Annotated in this window: 22 protein-coding genes; 18 read left to right on the top strand and 4 right to left on the bottom strand. The window is 71.2% G+C overall.

The genetic code is table 11. The annotated features are described in order from the left end of the window. The first annotated feature begins 58 nt into the window (after positions 1-58). A complete protein-coding gene (gene allB, locus ACZ58N_RS31950) occupies positions 59-1,393 on the top strand; it encodes an allantoinase AllB (protein ID WP_471167110.1) in 1,335 nt (444 codons plus the stop codon). A gap of 2 nt (positions 1,394-1,395) precedes the next feature. Next, positions 1,396-2,514 carry an allantoicase gene (gene alc / locus ACZ58N_RS31945; protein ID WP_471167002.1) on the top strand — a complete coding sequence of 373 codons (1,119 nt, stop codon included), beginning with the start codon at positions 1,396-1,398 and terminating at the stop codon, positions 2,512-2,514. 139 nt (positions 2,515-2,653) lie between these two features. Here alc and ACZ58N_RS31940 read toward each other — a convergent pair whose 3' ends face one another. Next, entirely contained in the window at positions 2,654-3,391 is a 738-nt protein-coding gene (locus ACZ58N_RS31940; RefSeq protein WP_471166999.1) for an SDR family NAD(P)-dependent oxidoreductase, read from the bottom strand. A gap of 196 nt (positions 3,392-3,587) precedes the next feature. On the opposite strand from ACZ58N_RS31940, the gene ACZ58N_RS31935 reads away from it, so the two are divergent. From ACZ58N_RS31935 to ACZ58N_RS31925, 3 genes are all read left to right on the top strand, one after another. Further along, positions 3,588-4,205 (top strand): dihydrofolate reductase family protein, encoded by a 618-nt coding sequence (locus ACZ58N_RS31935; RefSeq protein WP_471166996.1) that lies wholly within the window; start codon positions 3,588-3,590, stop codon positions 4,203-4,205. A gap of 197 nt (positions 4,206-4,402) precedes the next feature. Beyond that, complete coding sequence (locus tag ACZ58N_RS31930) at positions 4,403-5,317, top strand: DMT family transporter (protein WP_471166993.1); 915 nt, start codon at positions 4,403-4,405, stop codon at positions 5,315-5,317. A gap of 56 nt (positions 5,318-5,373) precedes the next feature. After that, on the top strand, positions 5,374-6,558 hold the full coding sequence (locus ACZ58N_RS31925) for a cytochrome P450 family protein (protein ID WP_471166990.1): 1,185 nt from the start codon (positions 5,374-5,376) through the stop codon (positions 6,556-6,558). Positions 6,559-6,592: 34 nt separating this feature from the next. On the opposite strand, the gene ACZ58N_RS31920 is transcribed toward ACZ58N_RS31925, so the two are convergent. After that, positions 6,593-7,597 carry a Gfo/Idh/MocA family protein gene (locus ACZ58N_RS31920; protein ID WP_471166987.1) on the bottom strand — a complete coding sequence of 335 codons (1,005 nt, stop codon included), beginning with the start codon at positions 7,595-7,597 and terminating at the stop codon, positions 6,593-6,595. A 142-nt stretch (positions 7,598-7,739) separates the two neighbouring features. On the opposite strand from ACZ58N_RS31920, the gene ACZ58N_RS31915 reads away from it, so the two are divergent. The 12 genes from ACZ58N_RS31915 to ACZ58N_RS31860 all read left to right on the top strand — a co-directional run bounded on the left by ACZ58N_RS31915 (position 7,740) and on the right by ACZ58N_RS31860 (position 17,763). Next, a complete protein-coding gene (locus tag ACZ58N_RS31915) occupies positions 7,740-8,747 on the top strand; it encodes a sugar ABC transporter substrate-binding protein (RefSeq protein ID WP_471166985.1) in 1,008 nt (335 codons plus the stop codon). Next, entirely contained in the window at positions 8,744-9,781 is a 1,038-nt protein-coding gene (locus ACZ58N_RS31910) for an ABC transporter permease (protein WP_389709740.1), read from the top strand. Before ACZ58N_RS31915 ends, ACZ58N_RS31910 begins: the two co-directional genes overlap by 4 nt. After that, positions 9,778-10,644, top strand: a complete 867-nt coding sequence (locus ACZ58N_RS31905; RefSeq protein WP_471166982.1) for an ATP-binding cassette domain-containing protein — start codon at positions 9,778-9,780, stop codon at positions 10,642-10,644. The genes ACZ58N_RS31910 and ACZ58N_RS31905 overlap by 4 nt, the downstream gene beginning before the upstream one ends. A 16-nt stretch (positions 10,645-10,660) precedes the next feature. Next, a complete protein-coding gene (locus ACZ58N_RS31900) occupies positions 10,661-11,839 on the top strand; it encodes an ROK family glucokinase (RefSeq protein ID WP_471166979.1) in 1,179 nt (392 codons plus the stop codon). Next, positions 11,836-12,426 carry a hypothetical protein gene (locus ACZ58N_RS31895; RefSeq protein ID WP_471166977.1) on the top strand — a complete coding sequence of 197 codons (591 nt, stop codon included), beginning with the start codon at positions 11,836-11,838 and terminating at the stop codon, positions 12,424-12,426. The genes ACZ58N_RS31900 and ACZ58N_RS31895 overlap by 4 nt, the downstream gene beginning before the upstream one ends. A 29-nt stretch (positions 12,427-12,455) precedes the next feature. Further along, a complete protein-coding gene (locus ACZ58N_RS31890; protein WP_471166974.1) occupies positions 12,456-13,088 on the top strand; it encodes an MBL fold metallo-hydrolase in 633 nt (210 codons plus the stop codon). A 30-nt stretch (positions 13,089-13,118) separates the two neighbouring features. Next, positions 13,119-13,898 carry an exodeoxyribonuclease III gene (locus ACZ58N_RS31885; RefSeq protein WP_389709750.1) on the top strand — a complete coding sequence of 260 codons (780 nt, stop codon included), beginning with the start codon at positions 13,119-13,121 and terminating at the stop codon, positions 13,896-13,898. An 83-nt stretch (positions 13,899-13,981) separates the two neighbouring features. Continuing rightward, positions 13,982-14,422, top strand: coding sequence for a DUF6278 family protein (locus tag ACZ58N_RS31880; RefSeq protein ID WP_471166972.1), 441 nt, complete (start codon positions 13,982-13,984; stop codon positions 14,420-14,422). A gap of 142 nt (positions 14,423-14,564) precedes the next feature. Beyond that, positions 14,565-15,308 (top strand): amino acid ABC transporter ATP-binding protein, encoded by a 744-nt coding sequence (locus ACZ58N_RS31875; protein ID WP_471166969.1) that lies wholly within the window; start codon positions 14,565-14,567, stop codon positions 15,306-15,308. 9 nt (positions 15,309-15,317) lie between these two features. Beyond that, positions 15,318-16,226, top strand: a complete 909-nt coding sequence (locus ACZ58N_RS31870; protein WP_471166967.1) for a glutamate ABC transporter substrate-binding protein — start codon at positions 15,318-15,320, stop codon at positions 16,224-16,226. Between the two features lie 17 nt (positions 16,227-16,243). After that, positions 16,244-16,888: an amino acid ABC transporter permease gene (locus ACZ58N_RS31865; RefSeq protein WP_383990085.1), complete on the top strand. Its 645-nt coding sequence runs from the start codon at positions 16,244-16,246 to the stop codon at positions 16,886-16,888. Continuing rightward, positions 16,885-17,763, top strand: a complete 879-nt coding sequence (locus ACZ58N_RS31860) for an amino acid ABC transporter permease (protein WP_471166964.1) — start codon at positions 16,885-16,887, stop codon at positions 17,761-17,763. Before ACZ58N_RS31865 ends, ACZ58N_RS31860 begins: the two co-directional genes overlap by 4 nt. Before the next feature lie 40 nt (positions 17,764-17,803). Here ACZ58N_RS31860 and ACZ58N_RS31855 read toward each other — a convergent pair whose 3' ends face one another. Next, positions 17,804-19,393 carry a CocE/NonD family hydrolase gene (locus tag ACZ58N_RS31855; RefSeq protein WP_471166961.1) on the bottom strand — a complete coding sequence of 530 codons (1,590 nt, stop codon included), beginning with the start codon at positions 19,391-19,393 and terminating at the stop codon, positions 17,804-17,806. A gap of 145 nt (positions 19,394-19,538) precedes the next feature. Beyond that, positions 19,539-20,756, bottom strand: a complete 1,218-nt coding sequence (locus ACZ58N_RS31850; protein ID WP_471166958.1) for a L,D-transpeptidase — start codon at positions 20,754-20,756, stop codon at positions 19,539-19,541. A gap of 319 nt (positions 20,757-21,075) precedes the next feature. Between ACZ58N_RS31850 and murJ the strand changes: the two genes are divergently transcribed. After that, the gene (murJ, locus tag ACZ58N_RS31845) at positions 21,076-22,767 is read left to right on the top strand and encodes a murein biosynthesis integral membrane protein MurJ (RefSeq protein WP_471166955.1); all 1,692 of its coding nucleotides are present in this window, start codon (positions 21,076-21,078) and stop codon (positions 22,765-22,767) included. The last annotated feature ends 11 nt before the right edge of the window (positions 22,768-22,778 follow it).

Below are 22,778 nucleotides of genomic sequence, written 5' to 3'. Positions count from 1 at the left end.
TCAACAGAACGTTGAATTTCGCTCTGTGGAAGTAGATGGGGAGGTTCCGGTGGCCGACGTGGCTGTGGAACTGGTACTGCGCTCGACGCGCGTCATCACCCCCGAAGGGACGCGCGCCGCCTCGGTGGCCGTCGCCGACGGGAAGATCACGGCCGTGCTGGCGTACGAGGCCGAGGTACCGGCCGGAGCCCGGCTGGAGGACTTCGGCGACGACGTCCTGCTCCCCGGCCTGGTCGACACCCACGTCCACGTGAACGACCCGGGCCGCACCGAGTGGGAAGGCTTCTGGACGGCCACCCGCGCCGCCGCGGCCGGTGGCATCACCACCATCCTCGACATGCCGCTCAACTCCCTGCCGCCGACCACCACGGTCGACCACCTGCGCGTCAAGCAGGAGGTCGCACGGACCAAGGCGCACGTGGACGTCGGCTTCTGGGGCGGCGCGCTGCCGGACAACGTCAAGGACCTGCGCCCGCTGCACGACGCCGGCGTCTACGGCTTCAAGTGCTTCCTGTCCCCCTCGGGCGTGGACGAGTTCCCCCAGCTCGACCAGGAGCAACTGGCCTCCTCCCTCGCCGAGATCACCGGCTTCGGCGGCCTGATGATCGTGCACGCCGAGGACCCGCACCACCTGGAGTCCGCACCGCAGAACCCGGGCCCCAAGTACGCCGACTTCCTCGCCTCCCGTCCCAAGGACGCCGAGAACACCGCGATCCAGAACCTGATCGACCAGGCGCGCCGGCTGAACGCCCGTGTCCACGTGCTGCACCTGTCCTCCTCCGACGCGCTGCCACTGATCGCCGCCGCCAAGGCCGAGGGCGTACGGATCACCGTCGAGTCCTGCCCGCACTTCCTCACCCTCACGGCCGAGGAAGTCCCGGACGGCGCGACCGAGTTCAAGTGCTGCCCGCCCATCCGCGAGTCCGCCAACCAGGACATCCTGTGGGACGCGCTGGCCGACGGCACCATCGACTGCATCGTCTCCGACCACTCGCCCTCCACCGCGGACCTGAAGACCGGCGACTTCGCCACCGCGTGGGGCGGCATCTCCTCCCTCCAGCTGGGCCTCCCGGCGATCTGGACCGAGGCGCGCAAGCGAGGCCGCGGCCTGGAGGACGTCGTCCGCTGGATGTCCACCGCCCCGGCGGCCCTCGCCGGACTGGCGCAGAAGGGCGCGATCGAGGTCGGCCGCGACGCCGACTTCGCCGTCCTGGCACCCGAAGAGACCTTCACCGTGGACCCCGCGGAACTGCACCACCGCAACCAGGTCACGGCGTACGCGGGCAAGACCCTGCACGGCGTCGTGAAGTCCACCTGGCTGCGCGGCGCGCAGATCGCCGACCACGGCACCCCGACCGAGCCCAAGGGCCTCCTCCTCGAAAGGCAGAACTGACAGTGGCGATTGAATCCTTCACCGGCAACGCGAACCCGTACGGGGGCGGCGACCCGTACGCGGACTACCGCACCGCGGACTTCCCGTTCACCCAGTACGCGAACCTCGCCGCCCGTGAGCTGGGCGCCGGTGTCACCTTCGCCAACGACGAGTTCTTCGCCATGCGGGAGAACCTCCTCATCGCCGAGGCCGCGCACTTCGACCCCGAGCACTTCGGTCACAAGGGCAAGGTCATGGACGGCTGGGAGACCCGCCGCCGCCGCGGCGTCTCCGCGACCCAGCCGTGGCCGACCCCCGAGGACCACGACTACGCCCTGGTGCGCCTCGGCGCCCCCGGCGTGATCCGCGGCATCGTCGTCGACACCGCCCACTTCCGCGGCAACATGCCGCAGGCCGTCTCCATCGAGGGCACCAACTGGGAAGGCGCCCTCGCGCCGACCCCGGAGGAGCTCCTCGGCGAGGACGTCAAGTGGACCGTGCTCGTCCCGCGCACCGCGGTCGGCGGCCACGCGGCCAACGGCTACGAGGTCACCGCCGAGCAGCGCTTCACGCACCTGCGCGTCAACCAGCACCCCGACGGCGGCATCGCCCGCCTGCGGGTCTACGGCGAGGTCGTCCCGGACCCGCGGTGGCTGGCCACGCTCGGCACCTTCGACGTGGTCGCCCTGGAGAACGGCGGCTCGGTCCAGGACGCGTCCAACCGCTTCTACTCCCCGCCGACCAACACCATCAACCCGGGCCGCTCCCGCAAGATGGACGACGGCTGGGAGACCGCCCGCCGCCGCGACAACGGCAACGACTGGATCCGCTACCAGCTCGTCGCCGAGTCCGAGATCCGCGCCGTCGAGATCGACACCGCGTACCTCAAGGGCAACTCGGCCGGCTGGGCCTCGCTGTCCATCAGGACGGGCGAGGACGGCGAGTGGACCGAGTTCCTGCCGCGCACCCGCCTCCAGCCCGACACCAACCACCGCTTCGTCCTGGACGTCCCGGCGGTCGGCACGCACGTGCGGATCGACATCTTCCCGGACGGCGGCTTCTCCCGCCTGCGCCTGTTCGGCTCGCTGACGGAGGCGGGCGCGGCCGCGCACGCCGCCCGTCACCAGGAGCTGGGCGGCTGACGCAGCCCCTCCCGACGACTGCCCCGGGGGCCGACACCCCCGGGGCGCGGGCCCTGCCCGACGGGGCGCACCGCGACGCGGTGCGCCCCTTCGGCGTGTCCGGCCGAAGCGCCGTCCCCCGAGCCCGGCGCCCGGCGCGCTACGCCGCGTACCCGCCGTCCACGGAGAACTCGCCGCCCGTGACGTAGGCGGCATCCGGCCCGGCCAGGAAGGACACCATCGAGGCGACCTCGTCCGGTGCGCCGAACCGGCCGAGGGCCGTCATCGCGGCCCGCGGCCCGGCGTTCGGCCCGTCGGCCGGGTTCATGTCGGTGTCCACCGGGCCGGGGTGCACCAGGTTCGCGGTGATGCCGCGGTCGCCGAGTTCCCGGGCCAGTGCCCTGGTCAGGACCGTCAGCGAGGCCTTGCTCATCGCGTACAGGGTCCCGCCGGGCTCCTGCACCCGCTGGGTCATGCAGCTGCCGACGGTGATGATCCGTCCGCCGCGCGTCATCCGCCCGACCGCGGCCCGAGAGGTCAGGAGGACGCCCCGCACGTTGACGTCGAGGACCCGGTCCACGTCCGCCGGGCTGAGGGACTCCAACGGGCCGAGGACGCCGACGCCCGCGTTGTTGACGACCACGTCGATGCGGCCGAACGCGCGCACCGTCTCCTCGACGGCCGCTTCCGGTCCGTCGGGGCTGCCCGCGTCGGACCGTACGGCCAGGGCCCGCCGGCCCAAGGCCTGTATCCCGCCGACGACCCCGGCGGCGGCCCCCGCGTCCCGGGCGTAGGTGATCGCTACGTCCATGCCGTCCCGCGCCAGGCGCAGGGCGGTGGCCGCCCCGATGCCGCGGCTGCCTCCGGTCACCAGGGCCACCGTGTTGGCACCGTTCATCGTGCTTCCTCCCGTCAAGGGGCCTCGCGCCCCATAAATCGTTGCGGGTTCAATGAAATGGGAGGCGGGAGGTCGGGCGCCGGCGGGAATCGGACACGGCGTTCACGCGCGCCGCACCGATGAGTTCCGGTCGGCCGGGGAGTCTGAAGCGGTGTACGGGGTACCCGAAGCGGACCGATCCAAGGAGCGCAGAGCCATGGGCAAGCTGACCCTCACCACCTTCCTCACCCTCGACGGCGTGATGCAGGCCCCCGGAGGGCCGCAGGAGGACACCACCGGCGAGTTCGAGTACGGCGGCTGGCTGGCCCCCTTCGCCGACGAGGGCATGGGGGAGTTCATGACCGAGGTGTTCGACCGCGCAGGGGCCTTCCTCCTCGGGCGCAGGACGTACGAGATCTTCGCCGGGTACTGGCCGAAGCAGACCGACCCCACCGACCCGATCGCGGGCCCGCTGAACGCCCTGCCGAAGTACGTGGCCTCCACGACGCTCAAGGAACCCGCCTGGCCGGGCACCACGGTCGTGGACGGGGAGCACCTCCAGGCGGAGGTGGTGCGCGCCAAGGACGCGACGGACGGCGAGCTCCAGGTGCACGGCAGCGGACAGCTGGCGCAGTGGCTGCTCGCGCGGGACCTCGTCGACGAGCTGAACCTGCTGACCTTCCCGGTCTTCCTCGGCGGGGGCCGCCGACTGTTCCCCACCGGCGGCCTGCCGACCGCCTTCGAGCTGACGGCCTCCCGCACCACCACGAGCGGCACGTCCATCCACACCTACCGGCCCACGGGCCGCGCCGGGTTCGGCACGATCGGCGAATAGGGGGCGCCCCCGGGGCGCCGGCCGACGGGCGGCGAGGGGGCCGGGGCGGCCGGTGCGGGGGCCGGTGGCCGCCGCCCACGGGCCCGGCCGCGGTGCCCGAAACCCGGTCGACCGGGAAGATCGACTCGGCTACCGTGGGCCCGCACCCGTGCGAGCCGCCGAAGTCTCCACCCCTTCCCACCGTTGGAGACGCCCCGGTGACCACCCTCGCCGCCGCCTCGCCCGCCCTCGCCCCCCGCCGGGCCTGGCTCGCCGACCTCCCCGTGCTGCTCGTCGCCGTCGTCTGGGGCGGCAGCTACCTCGCGGCCAAGGGCATCACCACCACCCACACCGTGATCGCGGTGCTCGTGCTGCGCTTCGCGCTCGTGCTGCCCGTCCTCGTCATCGCCGGCTGGTCGCGGCTGCGCGCGCTGAACGCCGCCCAGCTGCGCGGGGCGGGCGTGCTGGGCCTGGTGCTCGGCGGGATCTTCCTGCTGGAGACGTACGGGGTGGTCCACACCTCCGCCACCAACGCCGGGCTGATCATCAGCCTGACGATGATCTTCACGCCGCTCGCCGAATCGGCCGTCCGCCGCACCGCCCCCTCGCCCGCCTTCCTCGGCGCGGCGGCCGTGTCCGTCGCGGGGGTCGTGCTGCTCACCCAGGGCGCCGGGTTCACCGCCCCCGGCCTCGGTGACCTGCTCATCCTCGGAGCGGCCCTGGCCCGCACCGTCCACGTGCTGCTGATGGCCCGGATCAAGGCCGTCCAGGACGCGGACCCGCTCTCCCTGACCACCGTTCAGCTCGGCGGTTCCGTCCTGGTGTTCGCCGTGCTCGCGGCGCTGCCCGGTACGGGCGCCTCCCCGTGGTCGGCCGCGGCCGACTTCGGCGTCGCCCAGTGGGTCGGACTCGCCTTCCTCTCGGTCTTCTGCACCCTCTTCGCCTTCTTCGTGCAGATGTGGGCCGTACGTCGCACCTCCCCCTCCCGGGTCAGCCTGCTGCTCGGCACCGAACCCCTCTGGGCGGCCGCGGCCGGCATCGCCATCGGCGGGGAGCACCTCGGCGCCGTCGGCCTGGCCGGCGTCGTCCTCGTACTGGTCGGTACCGCGTGGGGCCGGCGCACGGCAGGCTGAACGATTGTCCGAAAGTAGCTCCTGGTCGCTTGATCGTCGGGCCTACTGTGGCCGTCATGCCCGTTCTCGACATCAGTTCGATCGCCGAAGACTTCAACGAAGACCCGTACCCGCACTACGCGCGGATGAGGGAAGAGGGACCCGTCCACCGGGTCAAGGCGACGGACGGCACGGAAATCTGTCTCATCGTCGGGGACGAGGCGGCGCGGCAGGCCCTCGTCCACCCCGCCATCTCGAAGAACTGGCTGACCTCCGGCCGCAGCTACGCGGACCGCGAGACCACCGACGCGAGTGACAACATGCACCGCGCCGACCCGCCGCACCACACGCGGCTGCGCCGGCTGGTCTCCCGCCCCTTCACCTCGCGCCGGGTCGAGGACCTGCGCCCCCGCGTCGAACAGATCACGAACGACCTGCTCGACGCGATGGAGGCGGACCCCTCCCGCGGCGCGGACCTGGTCACGTCGTTCGCGCACCCGCTGCCGATGACCGTGATCTGCGAGCTCCTCGGCGTGCCCGACGCCGAACGCGAGCCCTTCGGTGCCTGGTCCGTCGAGATCGTCTCGCCCACCGGCCAGGCGGCCGAGGACGCCGCCCTGCGGGAGATGACCGCCTACCTCACCGAACTCACCGACGCCAAGCGCGCCGACCCCGGCGAGGACCTGCTCAGCGCCTGGACCCTGAGCCGTGACGACGACGGCGACCGCCTCACCCCGCGGGAACTCGTCGCCATGGCGTTCCTGCTGATGATCGGCGGCTTCGAGACCACCAGCCACCTCATCACCAACGGGGTACGGGCGCTGCTCGCCCACCCCGAGCAGCTCGCTGCGCTGCGCGCCGACTTCGACGGGCTGATCGACGGGGCGGTCGAGGAGATCCTGCGCTACGACGGCCCGGTGGAGACCTCCACCTTCCGCTTCGCCCGCGAGGACCTGGAGATCGGCGGGACCTTCATCGAGGAGGGCTCGGCGGTACTGATCTCCCTGGCCGGCGCCGACCGCGACCCGTCCCGCTTCGCGGAGCCCGACGTCTTCGACATCCGCCGCCGGGGCCCGGGCCACATGGCCTTCGGCCACGGCATCCACTTCTGCCTGGGCGCCCCGCTGGCCCGCATGGAGGGCCGCATCGCCCTGCGCGCCCTGCTGGAGCGCTTCCCGGACCTCGCGGAGGTGCCCGGACAGCGCGAATGGATCAGCGGCGCGCTCGTCCGCGGCGTCAAGCAGTACCCGGTGCGCTGGTAGGCGCCGCGCCGTGAACGCCCGTCACCGGGCCCGCTCACAGATCCGGGAGCTCCGCCGGCCGCACCGGCCGGCGTTCCCGCCGGGACAGCTCGCACGCCTCCGCGATCCGGAAGGCGGCGAGCGCCTCCCGGCCGTCGCACGGATTGGGGCCCTCGCCCCGGACCAGCCGGACGAAGGCCGCCAGTTCGGCCTCGTACGCCGACCCGAAGCGTTCCAGGAACCCGCCCCAGGGCTTGCTCGCCGCGGGCGGGCCCTGCGGCTCGGTGGAGGCGATCGGCGTACGGTCGTCCAGCCCGGCCGAAACCTGGTCCCGTTCGCCGGCCAGCTCCATCCGGACGTCGTACCCGGCACCGTTGCACCGGGTCCCGGAGCATGTGACGAGCGTCCCGTCGTCCAGGGTCAGGAGGGCCGCGGCGGTGTCGACGTCGCCGCTCTCGCGGAACTGCGGCGGCCCCGCGTCCGAGGCGGCCGCGTACACCTCGACGACCTCGTGCCCGGTCACCCAGCGGACCGTGTCGAAGTCGTGGACCAGGCAGTCCCGGTACAGGCCCCCCGAGGTCGCCAGGTACCCGGCGGCCGGCGGAGCCGGATCGGACGTCATCGTCCGTACCGTGTGCAGCCGGCCCAGCGCGCCCGAACGGACCAGGTCCCGCGCGGCGGTCAGCCCCGCGTCGAAGCGCCGCATGAAGCCCATCTGCAGCACCCCGCCGACGGCCGTCACCTCCCGCAACACCGTGAGGCCGCGTGCCAGGTCCGGGGCCATCGGCTTCTCGCAGAACACCGGCAGCCCGGCGCGCACCGCCCGCAGCACCAGCTCGGCGTGCCCCTGCGTCGAGCAGGCCACGACCAGGGCGTCCACCCCCCAGGTGAAGACCTGGTCCACGCTCGGCGCGGCGGTGGCCCCCAGCCGGTCCGCGAGCCGTGCGGCCCGACCGGCATCGACGTCGGCGAGCAGCAGCGAGCCGGCGTCCGGGTGGCGGGCCAGTGTGGCCGCGTGGAACGAACCGATGCGGCCGGTTCCGATGAGCCCGATGCGCATGCACTCAACCTGACCCCGTACGGGGGACCTGTCAATCTGCCCGCGCATGCCCCGATGGCCCTTCATGGTCCACTGTGGCGGATACTGGGCGGCTGGAACCGGAATGACCGATTGATGGCGGACGAGGGAAGGGCGCGGCGACGTGGCTAGGGTTCGGACAGGGGTACGCGTCGTGGGCGCGGTGCTCGCGGTGGTACTGGGAGCCTCCCTCGCGGGCTGCAGCAGCACCGGCGGCAAGCGCGCCGAGGAGCGGGCGAAGGCCGATGCGGGCCGACCGGCCGTGTCCACACCGCGCTGGACCTTCGCGATGGTCACCCACGCGGGCGACGGGGACACCTTCTGGGACATCGTGCAGAAGGGCGCCAAGGAGGCCTCGGCGAAGGACAACATCAACTTCGTCTACTCCCATGACGACCAGGCGCAGCAGCAGGCCCAGTTCGTGCAGAACGCCATCGACCAGAAGGTCGACGGGATCATCGTCAGCCTCGCCAAGCCCGACGCCCTCAAGGACGTCATCGGCAAGGCGGTCAAGGCCGGCATCCCGGTGATCACGGTCAACTCGGGATCCGCCCAGTCCGCCGCCTACGGGGCCCTCACCCACATCGGGCAGGACGAGGAGATCGCGGGTGAGGCGGTCGGCACCGAGCTCACCAAGCGCGGCAGGAAGAAGGCCGTCTGCATCCTGCACGAGCAGGGCAACGTCGGCCACGAGCAGCGCTGCGCCGGAGCCAAGAAGACCTTCGGCGGGACGATGGAGAACCTGTACGTCGAGGGCACGAACATGCCGTCCGTGCAGGCGGCCATCCAGGCGAAGCTCCAGGCGGACCCGTCCGTCGACGCGCTCGTCACGCTGGGCGCCCCGTTCGCCCCGACCGCGGTCAAGGCGAAGGACGCGGCGGGCAGCAAGGCCGAGGTGGACACCTTCGACCTCAACGAATCCGTCGCCCGGGACCTGAAGTCCGGCGCCCTCGGCTTCGCCGTCGACCAGCAGCCCTACCTCCAGGGCTACCAGGCCGTGGACCTGCTGTGGCTCTACCGCTACAACGCGGACGTCCTCGGCGGCGGCCGCCCGGTGCTCACCGGGCCGCAGATCGTCACCGGGACCGAGGCCGCCGAGCTGGAGAAGTACATCGAGCGGGGCACCCGGTGAGCGCCGCCGCCCCCACCGCGGACGAGCGCCTCGCACCGGCCTCGCTGCTGCGCCGCCTCCTCGCCCGGCCCGAGCTGGGCGCGGTCGTCGGAGCGGTCGCCGTGTTCGTCTTCTTCTCCTTCGCGGCCGACAGCTTCCTGCGGGCCTCCAGCCTGAGCACGATCCTGTACTCGGCCTCCACCATCGGGATCATGGCGGTGCCGGTCGCGATGCTCATGATCGGCGGGGAGTTCGACCTCTCCGCGGGCGTCATGGTCACCACGTCGGCCCTGTTCAGCTCGATGTTCAGCTATCAGATGACGGCCAACGTCTGGGTCGGCGTACTCGTGTCGCTGCTGGTCACCCTCGCGATCGGCTTCTTCAACGGGTTCATGCTGACCCGCACGAAACTGCCGAGCTTCATCATCACGCTCGGCACCTTCCTGATGCTGACCGGCCTGAACCTCGGCTTCACCAAACTGATCAGCGGCTCCGTCTCCACCAAGAGCATCGCCGACATGGAGGGCTTCTCCTCCGCCCGGGCGCTCTTCGCGTCCCAGTGGAACGTCGGCTCCGTCACCCTCAAGGTCACCATCCTGTGGTGGCTGGTCCTCGTCGCCGTCGCCACCTGGATCCTGCTGCGCACCCGCGCCGGCAACTGGATCTTCGCCGTGGGCGGCGGCGCCGACGCGGCCCGCGCGACCGGCGTGCCCGTGGTCAAGACCCGCATCGGCCTCTACATGGGCGTCGCGCTGTGCGCCTGGATCTCCGGGCAGCACATCTTGTTCTCCTTCGACGTCGTCCAGTCGGGCGAGGGCGTCGGCAACGAGTTCCTGTACATCATCGCGGCCGTCATCGGCGGCTGTCTGATGACCGGCGGCTACGGCTCGGCGATCGGCTCGGCCGTCGGCGCCTTCATCTTCGGCATGACCAGCAACGGCATCGTCTACGCCCAGTGGAACCCGGACTGGTTCAAGTTCTTCCTCGGCGGGATGCTGCTGCTGGCCACGCTGCTCAACGCGTGGGTGCGCAAGCGGGCGGAGGCGAGCAAGTGAGCGCGAGGAGCGAGTCCGCGGCGGGCGCCGCGGCCGGTGAGGCCCTGGTGCGGCTGACGGACGTCAGCAAGTACTACGGCAACATCCGCGCCCTCCAGGGAGTCTCCCTGGAGGTCTCGGCCGGCGAGATCACCTGCGTGCTCGGCGACAACGGCGCCGGCAAGTCCACCCTCATCAAGATCATCGCGGGGCTGCACCGGCACGACGCCGGCACCTTCGAGATCGAGGGCGAGGAAACCGTCCTCGCCAACCCCCGGGCGGCCCTCGACCACGGCATCGCCACCGTCTACCAGGACCTGGCCGTCGTCCCCCTCATGCCCGTCTGGCGCAACTTCTTCCTCGGCTCCGAGCCGACGAAGGGCCGCGGCCCGTTCCGCCGCCTCGACGTGGACCTGATGCGCCGCACCACCCGCGCCGAGCTGCTGCGCATGGGCATCGACCTGCGCGACGTGGACCAGCCCATCGGTACCCTGTCCGGCGGCGAGCGCCAGTGCGTGGCCATCGCCCGGGCCGTGTACTTCGGCGCGAAGGTGCTCGTCCTGGACGAGCCGACCGCCGCCCTCGGCGTGAAGCAGTCCGGGGTCGTCCTCAAGTACGTCGCCGCCGCCCGCGACGCGGGCCTGGGCGTCGTCCTCATCACCCACAACCCGCACCACGCGTACCTGGTGGGGGACCGTTTCGTGCTCCTCAAGCGCGGCACGATGGCAGGCAGCCACACCCGTGAATCGATCACCCTGGACGAGCTCACCCGCCAGATGGCGGGCGGCTCCGAGCTGGACGAGCTGAGCCACGAGCTGGAGCGGGTGGCAGAATCAGGACCGGACGCCGCACCCGGCGCCGCACCGGGCACCACCGCACACTGAGGGACGACACGACTCGATGAGCACGTACCGGGACTTCACGCTCGCCCACCGGGGGGCGGCGCGGGGCACCGTCCTGCGGACCGTCGGGACCCGTGAGCGCAGGTCGCTGCTGACCGCCCCGCGCGTTCCGACCGTCGGCATCGACATCGGCGGCACCAAGGTGATGGCCGGTGTCGTGGACGCCGACGGGGTCATCCTGGAGAAGATCCGCGCCGAGACCCCCGACAAGTCCAAGAGCCCCAAGGTCGTCGAGGACACCATCGTCGAGCTGGTGCTGGACCTGTCCGACCGGCACGACGTCCACGCCGTGGGCATCGGGGCGGCCGGCTGGGTCGACGCCGACCGCTCGCGGGTCCTGTTCGCCCCCCACCTGGCCTGGCGCGACGAGCCGCTGCGCGACGCCCTCCAGTCGCGGCTCGCGGTCCCGGTCATGGTCGACAACGATGCCAACACGGCGGCCTGGGCCGAATGGCGCTTCGGCGCCGGCCGCGGCGAGGACCACCTCGTCATGATCACACTGGGTACCGGCATCGGCGGCGCGATCCTCGAAGGCGGCCAGGTCAAACGCGGCCGCTACGGGGTCGCCGGCGAGTTCGGCCACATGCAGGTCGTGCCCGGCGGGCACCGCTGCCCCTGCGGCAACCGCGGCTGCTGGGAGCAGTACAGCTCCGGCAACGCCCTGGTCCGCGAGGCCCGCGAACTCGCCGCCGCCGACTCCCCGGTCGCCTACAACATCATCGCCCGCGTCGGTGGCAACGTCGCCGAGATCACCGGCCCGCTCATCACCGAGCTGGCCCGCGAGGGCGACGCCATGTGCGTCGAGCTCCTCCAGGACATCGGCCAGTGGCTCGGCGTCGGCATCGCCAACCTCGCCGCCGCCCTCGACCCCTCCTGCTTCGTCATCGGCGGCGGCGTCAGCGCCGCCGACGACCTGCTCATCGGCCCCGCCCGGGACGCCTTCCGGCGCCACCTCACCGGTCGCGGCTACCGCCCCGAGGCCCGCATCGCCAAGGCCCAGCTCGGACCCGAGGCCGGCATGGTCGGGGCCGCGGACCTGGCCCGGCTCGTCGCCCGCCGCTTCCGGCGCGCCACCCGCCGCCGCGTCGAGCGCCACGAACGCTACGCGCAGCTCGGCCGGCGCGCCGCCACCGGCTCCTCCGACGCCCCGGACGCCAAGGACACAGGACAGCAGTGACCCCGCCCTCCCTGCCCCGCCAGGCCCCGCCCCCCGGAGCCGGCGGCACGCCCGCGCCCACCGCCGAGGACCGCAGACACGTCGTCCGACGCCGTTGGATCACCGCGATCATCATCCTGCTGCTCGTCGGGGTCCCGGCGGGCTACCTCGCCGTCTCCGCCCAGCAGAGCCGGCAGAGCGGCCGCGACAAGGCCGCGAAGGTCGGCGCGGTCAAGGTGCGCGAGGCCTGGCCGTCCAAGGTGCAGCGCAGCATCTACGAGGTGCCCATCCCACTGCTGGCCTCACGCGTCGGCTACCTGGAGACCAACAACTGGCGCACCAGCCGCCTCTACGTCCAGTTCGGGGTCACGCCCGCGCAGTTCGACGCCTTCCTCGCCGACATCGGCACCGACCGGGAGGCGCTCACCCCCGGGGTGTCGATCTCCGCGCACGACGCAGGCGTCGCCGGCTGGAGCTGGAGCCCCAAGCACCGGTGGTACGGGGTCACCCTGGACGCGAAGGACCCGCGCCCCACCCGGGACGTCACGGTCGACCTCACCAACCCGGCCAACCCCAGGGTCTACGTGGTCTCCACCACCGTTCCGTAGGGGACAGGGGCAGCCCTTAGCCTGGGATCATGAAGCTCACCAAGCGGCTCCACTCCTGCGTCCAGTTGGAGAAGGACGGGCGCACGCTCGTCATCGACCCGGGCGCCTTCAGCGAACCCGACGCGGGCCTCGGGGCGGACGCCCTCCTGGTCACGCACGAGCACCCCGACCACTTCGAGGAGGGCCGGCTGCGTGCCGCGCTCGACGCGAACCCGGCCGCCCGGCTGTGGACGCTGCGCTCCGTCGCGGAAAGGCTCGCCCCCGCCTACCCGGGTCGCGTGCACACCGTGGGCCACGGCGACGCCTTCGAGGCGGCCGGGTTCGAGGTCCGGGCGTACGGCGAACTGCACGCGGTGATCCACCCCGACATCCCGCGCGTCACCAACGTCGGCTACCTCGTGGACGGCTCGCTCTTCCACCCCGGGGACGCGCTGACGGTGCCCGAGCAGCCCGTCGAGACGCTGATGATCCCGGTGCACGCCCCCTGGAACAAGGTGGCCGAGGTGATCGACTACGTCCGTGAGGTCAAGCCGAACCGGACCATCGACATCCACGACGCCTACCTCTCGGACATCGCCCGCCCCGTCTACGACACGGCCCTGAACGCCCTGTCCGGCGCACCCCACGGCCGACTCACCGCCGGCGACCACACCGACCTGTGACTGTCGGTGCGGGGCGGTAGGTTGGGACGCATGCGCATCGCCACGTACAACGTCAACTCGATCACCGCCCGGCTGCCGCGGCTGCTCGCCTGGCTGGAGAGCTCCGGCACGGACGTGCTCTGCATCCAGGAGACCAAGTGCTCGGCGGAGCAGTTCCCGGCCGCCGAGCTGCGCGAGCTGGGCTACGAGTCCGTCGTCAACGCCACCGGCCGGTGGAACGGCGTCGCCCTCCTCTCCAAGGTCGGCCTGGAGGACGTGGTGACGGGCCTGCCCGACGGGCCCGACTACGAGGGCGTCCAGGAGCCCCGCGCCATCTCCGCCACCTGCGGCGGCGTGCGCGTCTGGTCGGTCTACGTGCCCAACGGCCGCGAGGTCGAGCACGACCACTACGGCTACAAGCTGAACTGGTTCGGCGCCCTCACGACCGCCATCGCGGAGGACGCGAAGGGATCACGACCGTTCGCGGTGCTCGGCGACTTCAACGTGGCGCCGACCGACGAGGACGTCTACGACCCGGCGGTCTTCGCGGGGCTCACGCACGTCACCCCGGCGGAGCGGGCCGCCCTGGAGGCACTGCGCGCCGCCGGCCTGTCCGACGTCTTCCCGCGGGCGCTCAAGTACGACCGGCCGTACACCTTCTGGGACTACCGGATGCTCGCGTTCCCCAAGAACCGGGGCATGCGCATCGACCTCGTCTACGGGAACGAGCCCTTCGTGAAGGCGGTCAAGGACGCGTACGTCGACCGCGAGGAACGCAAGGGCAAGGGCGCCTCCGACCACGCGCCGGTCGTCGTCGACCTGGAGGTCTGAGGACCCCGGCCGGGATTCCGGGATCCCGGCCGGACAGGCGCGCCCTGTGGCCGGCGGCGCTTCCTGGTGCCACGCTGGGCTGCATGCACATCCCTTTCCTGGCCAACTGGCTGAACCGGCACGAAACGGAACAGGGTGCGGGACTCGCCGTCGCCCTCGCGGACGATCCTGAGGGCATCGCCGAACTGTTCTCGGAATGCGAGATGCTGCGGGCCCAGGCGAGATCGGCCGGTCTCGAACTCGACCAGACCCCGGGCTCGTTGGAGGCCCTCGACCAACTGATGCCGCGCTGGCGGCGGGACCCCGAGGCCGTGCCCTGGTTGGGCAACGACGCCGGCTTCTACCTCGGGACGGTGGTCGTCCGGACCGTCCCGGGAGCCGCCTGGCAGGTCTGGCCGAACGGCCGCCCGATGATCCGGCTGGAATCGGGGCGGGAGCTCGACGTACTCGCGTCGGGGGTCTCCTGGGCGATGACCGGCTCCCCCGAACTCAGCCAGGCCCACGCCGAGGCCTCCGAGGCCTGACCCCGCCGCCCACACCCGCCCGGTACCCGCGACGCACCCGGTGTGCTTTATGCGCCTTTCAGGCGTGTCGGGGGGAAGTCGCCTTCGGCGGCTGGATAGTTTGCGCTGACCTCGACACACCGACAAGTGGGCAGGGCAGCGTATGGCCGTCGATCCGTTGATCGAGCTGCGGGACGTCAACAAGCACTACGGGACGTTGCACGTCCTCCAGGACATCAACCTCACCGTCGGCCGCGGGGAGGTGGTGGTGATCATCGGCCCTTCCGGATCCGGGAAATCCACCCTCTGCCGGACGATCAACCGGCTGGAGACCGTCGAGTCGGGCACGATCACCCTCGACGGCCGGCCGCTCCCCGAGGAGGGCAAGGACCTCGCCGGGCTGCGGGCCGAGGTCGGCATGGTCTTCCAGTCCTTCAACCTCTTCGCGCACAAGACCGTCCTCGCCAACGTCTCGCTCGCGCAGATCAAGGTCAGGAAGCGAAAGAAGGACGAGGCGGACAAGCGCTCCCGGGAGCTGTTGGACCGGGTGGGCCTCGCCGACCAGGCGGACAAGTACCCCGCCCAACTCTCCGGAGGCCAGCAGCAGCGCGTGGCCATCGCCCGCGCCCTGGCCATGAGCCCGAAGGCACTGCTCTTCGACGAGCCCACCTCGGCACTCGACCCGGAGATGATCAACGAGGTGCTGGAGGTCATGCAGCAGCTCGCCTCCGAGGGCATGACGATGGTCGTCGTCACCCACGAGATGGGCTTCGCCCGCTCCGCGGCCAACCGGGTCGTCTTCATGGCCGACGGCAGGATCGTCGAGGACCGCACCCCGGAGGAGTTCTTCACCGCCCCCGAGAGCGAGCGGGCCAGGGACTTCCTCTCCAAGATCCTCAAGCACTGAGGGGCCCCGATGAAACACACCCGCGCACTGGGCGCCCTCCTGCTCGTCCTGCTCCTCGCCGTCGCCGGCTGCGGCAAACCCGGCAGCCCCTCCGTCAAGGGACCGCAGCCCGAGGACCTCCCCGTCTACAAGGTCGCCACCGGCTTCCGGCTGCCGCAGTCGCCGACCTGGGAGAGGGCCAGGAAACGCGGCCACCTGGTGGTCGGCGTCAAGGAGGACCAGCCGTACATGGGGGAGAAGGACCCCGCGAGCGGCCGGTACTCCGGCTTCGACGTCGAGATCGCCAAGATGATGTCGGCGGCCCTCGGCTTCGATCCCAAGACGATCGAGTACAAGACCATCGCCTCCGCCAACCGCGAGACCGCCCTGCAGAACGGCCAGATCGACTACTACGTCGGCACCTACACGATCAACGACAACCGCAAGAAGCAGGTCGGCTTCGCCGGGCCCTACTTCATGGCCGGTCAGTCGCTCCTGGTCCGCAAGGACGAGGAGGACATCAAGGGCCCCGACGACCTGGCCGGCAAGAAGGTCTGCTCGGCCGCCGGATCCACCCCCTACCAGCGGCTCCAGAAGGAGTACCCGAAGGCCGTCCTGGTCGCCTACGACACCTACTCCGTCTGCGTGGACAACCTGCTGACCTACCAGGTCGACGCCGTCTCCACCGACGACTCCATCCTGCTGGGCTACGCGGCCAAGGTCCCCGAGGAGCTCAAGGTGGTCGGCGACCGCTTCTCCAACGAGCCCTACGGCATCGGCGTACCGCGCTCGGACAACGCCCTGCGCTTCGCCCTCGACGACGCGCTGGAGGAGAACGAGAAGAACGGCAACTGGCAGAAGGCCTACGAGGCCACCCTCGGCCTGTCCGGCGAGCCGGCCCCGACACCGCCCGCCATCGACCGCTACCCGGCGGGCTGAGGGGAGAGCGCACCACCATGGACGTACTCACCGACAACTTCGCCCTCTACGGGGAGGGCTTCCTCGGCACCGTGGAGCTGACCGTCTACGCGAGCCTGCTGGCCCTGGTCCTGGGCTTCCTGATGGCCTCCTTCCGGGTCGCGCCCGTCGGCTCCTTCCGTGTCTTCGGCACGGTCTGGGTGACCGTGCTGCGCAACACCCCCCTCACCCTGCTCTTCTTCGCCGTGCTGCTGGGCCTGCCCCGCTTCGGGATCGTGCTGCCCTTCCAGCTCTTCGCCGTCCTCGCCCTGGGCTGCTACACGTCCGCCTTCATCTGCGAGGTGCTGCGCTCGGGCATCAACACCGTGCCCAAGGGGCAGGGCGAGGCGGCCCGCAGCCTCGGCATGTCCTTCGAGCAGAACCTCGGGTCGGTGATCCTCCCGCAGGCCTTCCGCTCCGTCATCCCGCCGATCGGCTCCACGCTGATCGCCCTCGCCAAGAACTCCGCGATCGCCGGCGCCTTCAGCGTCACCGAGCTGCTGGGCACCTACAAGACCCTCAACGAACTCGGCTACAGCATCATCTGGACCTTCGTCTGGATCGCCGTGGGGTACCTGATCATCACCCTGTCCATCAGCCTGCTCTTCCACGTGCTGGAGAAGCGCTTCGGAGTCGCCCGATGACCGCGCACGGGCTGCACGGGGACCTGGGGTCCTCCGCCCTCTACGACATCCCGGGCCCGCGGGCCCGACGTCGGCACCTGTTCTACGGGATCGGCTCCACGGTGCTGATCCTCGGGCTGCTGGCCTGGATCCTCTACCTGCTGTTCGACACCGAGCAGTTCACCGCCGCCAAGTGGAGCCCCTTCACCTACGAGGGGATCCAGGAGCTGCTGCTCAGGGGGCTGTGGAACACCCTCAAGGCCTTCGTCTACGCCTCGGTGCTCTCGCTCCTGCTCGGCGCGGTCCTCGCATGCGGTCGGCTCTCCGTCCACCGTCCCGTGCGCTGGCTGGCGACGCTCTTCGTCGAGTTCTTCCGGGCCATGCCGGTGCTGGTGATGATCTTCTTCATCTTCGTGGCGCTGAAGGTCCAGCCGCTGCCCGCCCTGGTCGCCGGGCTGACCCTGTACAACGGGTCGGTCCTGGCCGAGGTCTTCCGCACGGGCATCAACGCCGTGGAGAAGGGGCAGCGCGAGGCGGCGTACGCGCTGGGCATGCGCAAGACGCAGGTCATGACGTACGTGCTCGCCCCGCAGGCCGTGCGGGCGATGCTGCCGACGATCATCAGCCAGCTCGTGGTGGCCCTGAAGGACACCTCGCTGGGCTACTTGATCACCTACGAGGAGTTCCTGCACGCGGGCAAGCTGATCGCCTCCAACCTGGACTACGACCTGCCGTTCATCCCCGTCGTGATGATCATCTCGCCGATCTACATCGGCATGTGCATGTTGCTGTCCTGGTTCGCGACCTGGGTGGCCCGGCGCGAGCGGGGCAACCCGAAGACCGAGGCGGTGGCCGTCCCGGACGCCGGCCCCGGCGGGCTGCTGCCGGGGAGGTAGCGGCGCGCGGGCGCCCCCACCGCCCGGCAGCAGCCGTGGATCACTGCTCGCGCAGCGGCACGGAGACCCAACTCGGATCGGTGCGCGGCGAGGAGAAGGTCAGCTGCGCGCCGGTCGGATTGTGCTCGATGTAGAGCGGGTCGACGGTGTCCACGACGACGGCGAGCCGGTGGCCCTCGGGCACGTCGTAGGCGGTGGAGAAGAGCTCCAGGTCCACCCCGAAGGCCTGTCCGGGGGTCTTGCCGTGGAAGGTGTACGGGGCGTTGCTGACCAGCTTGCCGAGGCCGAGCGGGCCGACGTCGTAGAGGTAGGCGACGAAGGTGCCGTCGCCCTTGGTGGGCGTCACGGTGGTGTGGAGCTTGACGGTGCCCCGGATGCGGCGCTCGGCGTCGTAGCGCTGCGACTGCCAGACCGCGGCGAAGGACCGGGGCAGGAGGGGGATCGAGGCGACCGGGGGAGTCCTGAGGAACTGGTCGAGGAGGTTGGAGAGCATGACGATGCCGCCGTTGGCGCCGGAGTCGACGTTGGCGAAGACGTGCTCGCTGTCGGAGAGGGCGATCCGCTCGGTGCCGCCGGAGCCGACGGACTTCCAGTCGGCGTAGCCCTCGTAGCCGCCGGTGCCGCGGGACTTGATCTGCACCGGGGCCTCGGTGTCCACCCCGTTGCGCTCGCCCTTGAGGTAGCGGTCGAACCAGCGGTGGGCGTTGGTCCAGGTGTCGTTGGGCAGCCCGAGCAGGCCGGTGGCCTCGGCGGTGGCGTGGTCGCCGGGGCGGAACTCCAGGCGCTTGGGGCCGGTGAGCTTCTCGAAGAAGGCGGCGTACTGGTTGGGCGGGAAGATGGTGTCGCCCCAGGCGTTGCCGAGCATGATGGCGGCGCCGTTGGCGTTGATCCGGTCGACCTTCTCGGCGGGGGACCGCTTGCGGCCCCAGTCGATCATCGCCTGTTCCTTGTCCAGCCTGGAGCCGAGGAAGTCGCCCAGGATCTGCCGCAGTTCCGGGCCCGGCCGGCCGGTGATGGCGCCGGCGGCGCCGAGCAGGCCGGCCGCCTGGAGGTGCTGGGTGCGGCCGGAGTAGATGGAGTCGATGAGGTCGGCCCATCCGCTGAGCGCGACCACGGCCTTGATCCGCGGGTCGTGCGCGGAGGCCAGCAGGCTGATGCCGGCGCCGTAGGAGACCCCGCCGAGGCCGATGCGGGCGGGATCGGCCGGTGTGGTGGCGAGGGCCCAGTCGATGACGGCGGAGACGTCGGCGACGTCCGCGGGGCCGGCCGTCTCGATCTCGCCGCCGGAGAGCCAGAAGCCGCGGGAGGTGTAACCGACCACGACGTAGCCGGAGTCGGCGAGCTTGCGGGCCTGGGCGATGTATTCGATCTGCGGCATGCCCCAGCTGGTGGGGAGCACGATCAGCGGGTAGGTGCGGCCGGGCGTCGCGCCCGCGGGGGTGAAGACGTTGCCCTTGAGGGTGATGCCGCCGGAGCCGGGGATGTCGTGGAAACGCAGCTCCGGCTGAGCGGCGACGGCCGAGGTGGGCACGCTCGCGGTCGCCGCCTGGGCCTGGTGGGGGGCCAGGCCCAGGGCGGCGGCGGCGAGCATGCCCGCCACGGCTGCTGCGGTGGTGGTGCGGACTGGCATCGGTCGCTCCTCACGTGCGCCGGTGTCAAAGTGACCCGACGGTAACGGGAGGGGCTTACTCGGGGTAACCCATGAGTAAGTTACGTGGTGGTAACAATTGACCAATAGTCAATACGCGGGAGGCGGGCGGTGGCCTCCGCCGGGGTCAGCCGTTCTGCGCGCCGGTGCCCAGCGCGCTCTTGGTCTTCCACTCGTCCCAGGACAGGTTCCACTCGCCGTAGCCGTTGCCGAGCTCGGCGTTGCCCTTCGAGCCCTTGCCGACGACCTCGAAGGGGTCGCCGACCTGCACCTGCCCGTAGAAGGTCTTCGCGTTGGCGTCGCTCATGCCCACACATCCGGAACTCGTGTTGGCATTGCCGAAGTTGGCGGTGTTCCACGGGGCCGCGTGCGCGTACATGCCCGACCACGTCAGCCGCATCGAATAGTCGACCATCTTGTCGTAGGAGTCGCCCAGGCCCACCGTCTGGGAATCCATCCGGATGGTGCCCTCCTTCGCCATCAGCACCATCTTCCCGGACCAGGAGGCCTTCTGGCCGCCGGGAGTGCCCGCCGATACGGGGATGGTGCTGACCACCTGACCGCCCTCGGTCATCGACAGCTTCTTCGTGTCGAGGCTGACCTCGATCCGCCGATCCTTGCCGATCTTGAACTCGGTGTTGTAGTCACGGGCGAAGAGTCCGCCGCCCTGCCCGGAGTCCACACCGTTCAGGTTCATCTCGACCTTCACGTCCGTGCCGGACTTCCAGTACTCCTTGGGCCGCCAGTCCACCCGGTCCTTGCCGGAGTAGTCCTTGAACCAGCCCCACGAACCCTCGGTGTTGTCCGAAGTCGTCACCTTCAGCTGCTTCTCCACCTCGGCCTTGTTCTTCACCGGGTTGTCGAAGACGAGCGAGACGGGCATCGCGACACCCACCGTGCTGCCCTTGGAGATGTTGATCGAGACCTTGTTCACCTTGTCCGCGGCCGAGGTCTTGAACTGGGTGTTCGCGCTCTGGCTGTCGGTGTTCTGCGCCTCCACCTTGTACTCGGTACCCGGCGAGGCGTTGCGCTCGGAGGTCCAGCTCTTCCCGTCGGCGGATATCCGCCCGGGCAGTTCGCCGCCCTTGCCGTCCGTCACCTTCACCTGCGCGAGCTTGCCCTCGGCCACCGTCACCGTGACGGGCTCGCCCGCCTTGACCTGGTCGCCCGTCAGGTTCACCGAGACCGCCATGGCCGGCTTCTGCTTCATCTCGGCCTTGCCGTCCCCACCGGCGTCCGAACCGCCCCCGCAGGCGGTCAGTGCGGCGGCCAGGAGTGCGGTGCCCGCCAACGTGGCGTGGCGGCCCCGACGGCGCGGCAGTGCGGTACGGCGTGTGCGGCTCAACGAAAACCCCTCCGAAAGTATCGATCGTCCGTAAGCAAGGAGCGCACGGGGCGCCTTCGGGTTGCGCGTTTTGCGGAAAATATCCGGACGATCTCCTCCGGACCCGCCCGAGGCCCCTCTCGCCCCCATCCCGACCCCCTGCCCGGGACCATCGCCGCGAAAGCAGGGTCGAAAGTCCCTATCCGGGAGGAGAACCCCCCACGAGGGCGGAGGCCCCTCACGAAGACCTGCCTCGGGAGCGTGCCGGACGGGCGGATACGCTCCGACTTCCGCCCGCCCGACGACGCCCCGTCGAGGCGTCACCGACCTGGAGGCCGCGATGACCGCCACCGGAACGAGTCCGGCCGCGGCCCCCGCCGGCCCCACCGCCACGCAGGACCCCGTCAGGGGCGGCGGCTCGCTCATGCGCAGCGGCGCCGTCATGGCCGCCGGCTCGATCGTCTCCCGCGCCACCGGCTTCGTCCGTTCCGCGGTCGTCGTCGCGGCCCTCGGCGTCCTGTGGCTCGGCGACTCCTACGCCGTCGCCAACACCGTCCCCAACATCCTGTACATGCTGCTCGTCGGCGGAGCCCTCAACGCCGTCTTCGTCCCCGAGCTGGTGCGCGCGGCCAGGGAACACGCCGACGGCGGCGCCGCCTACACCGACCGGCTGCTGACCGCCTGCACCGCGGCCCTCGTCGTGCTCACCGCCGCCGCCGTGTTCGCCGCCCCCGCCATCATCGGCGCGTACACCCCCTACGCCGGCGACCGGCTGGACACCACCGTCGCCCTGGCCCGGTTCTGTCTCCCCCAGATCCTCTTCTACGGCCTGTTCACCCTGCTCGGCCAAGTGCTCAACGCCCGCGGTCGCTTCGGCGCCATGATGTGGACCCCGGTCCTCAACAACCTCGTCGTCATCGGCGTCTTCGGCCTCTTCCTCGTCCTCTCGCACGACGCCCCCGACGGTCTCACCGCCGCCGAGACCCGCCTCCTGGGCATCGGCACCACCGCCGGCATCGTCATCCAGGCCCTGGCGCTGATCCCCTCCCTGCGCGCCGCCCGCTTCCGCTGGCGCCCCCGCTTCGACTGGCGCGGCAGCGGCCTCGCCCGCCCGCTGCGCAACGCCGGCTGGCTCGTCCTGCTGGTCCTCACCAACCAGATCGCCTACTGGGTCATCACCCGCCTCTCCACCACCGCCGGGGACGTCGGCGACCGGGCGGGCCTCGCGGCCGGCGTCGGCTACACCGCCTACAGCAACGCCTACCAGCTGTGGGTCGTCCCGCAGGGCATCATCACCGTCTCCCTCGTCACCGCCCTCACCCCCCGCATGGCCGCCGCCGCCACCGACGGCGACCTCGCCGCCGTCCGCCGCGACGTCTCGTACGCGCTGCGCTCCAGCGCCGCACTCGTGGTGCCCGCGGCCACGGTCTTCGCCGTCCTCGCCCCCTGGGTGATCGGCGGCGTCTTCGGCCACGGAGCCACCACCCCCGCCGACGTCGAGGTCATGGCCGGCATCCTGGTCGCCTTCGCGCCCGGCCTGATCGCCTTCTCCGGCCAGTACGTCCTCTCCCGCGCCTACTACGCCCTCTCCGACACCCGGACCCCCTTCTTCCTCAACCTGGTCATCGCCGGGCTGAACGCCGCCCTGTCGGCCGCCGCGTACTTCCTGCTCCCCACCCGCTGGGCGGTCACCGGCATGGCCGCGGCCACCACCGTCGCCTTCACCGCGGGCGCCGCCGTCACCGCGTACGCCCTCGCCCGACGGCTCGGCCCCCGCCCCACGACCGGGGTCGGTACCGTGCGGGCCGCCGACACCGCCGTACGGACCCACCTGCGGCTGCTCGCCGCCTGCCTGCCGGCGGGCGCCGTCGGGTACGCCGCCGCCCGCGGCGCCGACCGGTTCGGCGACATCGCCGCCGCCGGCGCGGGAACCACGGCGATCGTGATCGTCGTCGTTGTCCTCGCCGGGCCGCTGCGCCTGACGGAGATCACCGCCCTGCTGAACTCCCTGCGGCGCAGGATCGGCCGTTAGCGGGAGGAAAG

Source organism: Streptomyces sp. NPDC040432, from assembly GCF_055595445.1.
This window is presented reverse-complemented; position numbering and strand designations above follow the sequence as displayed.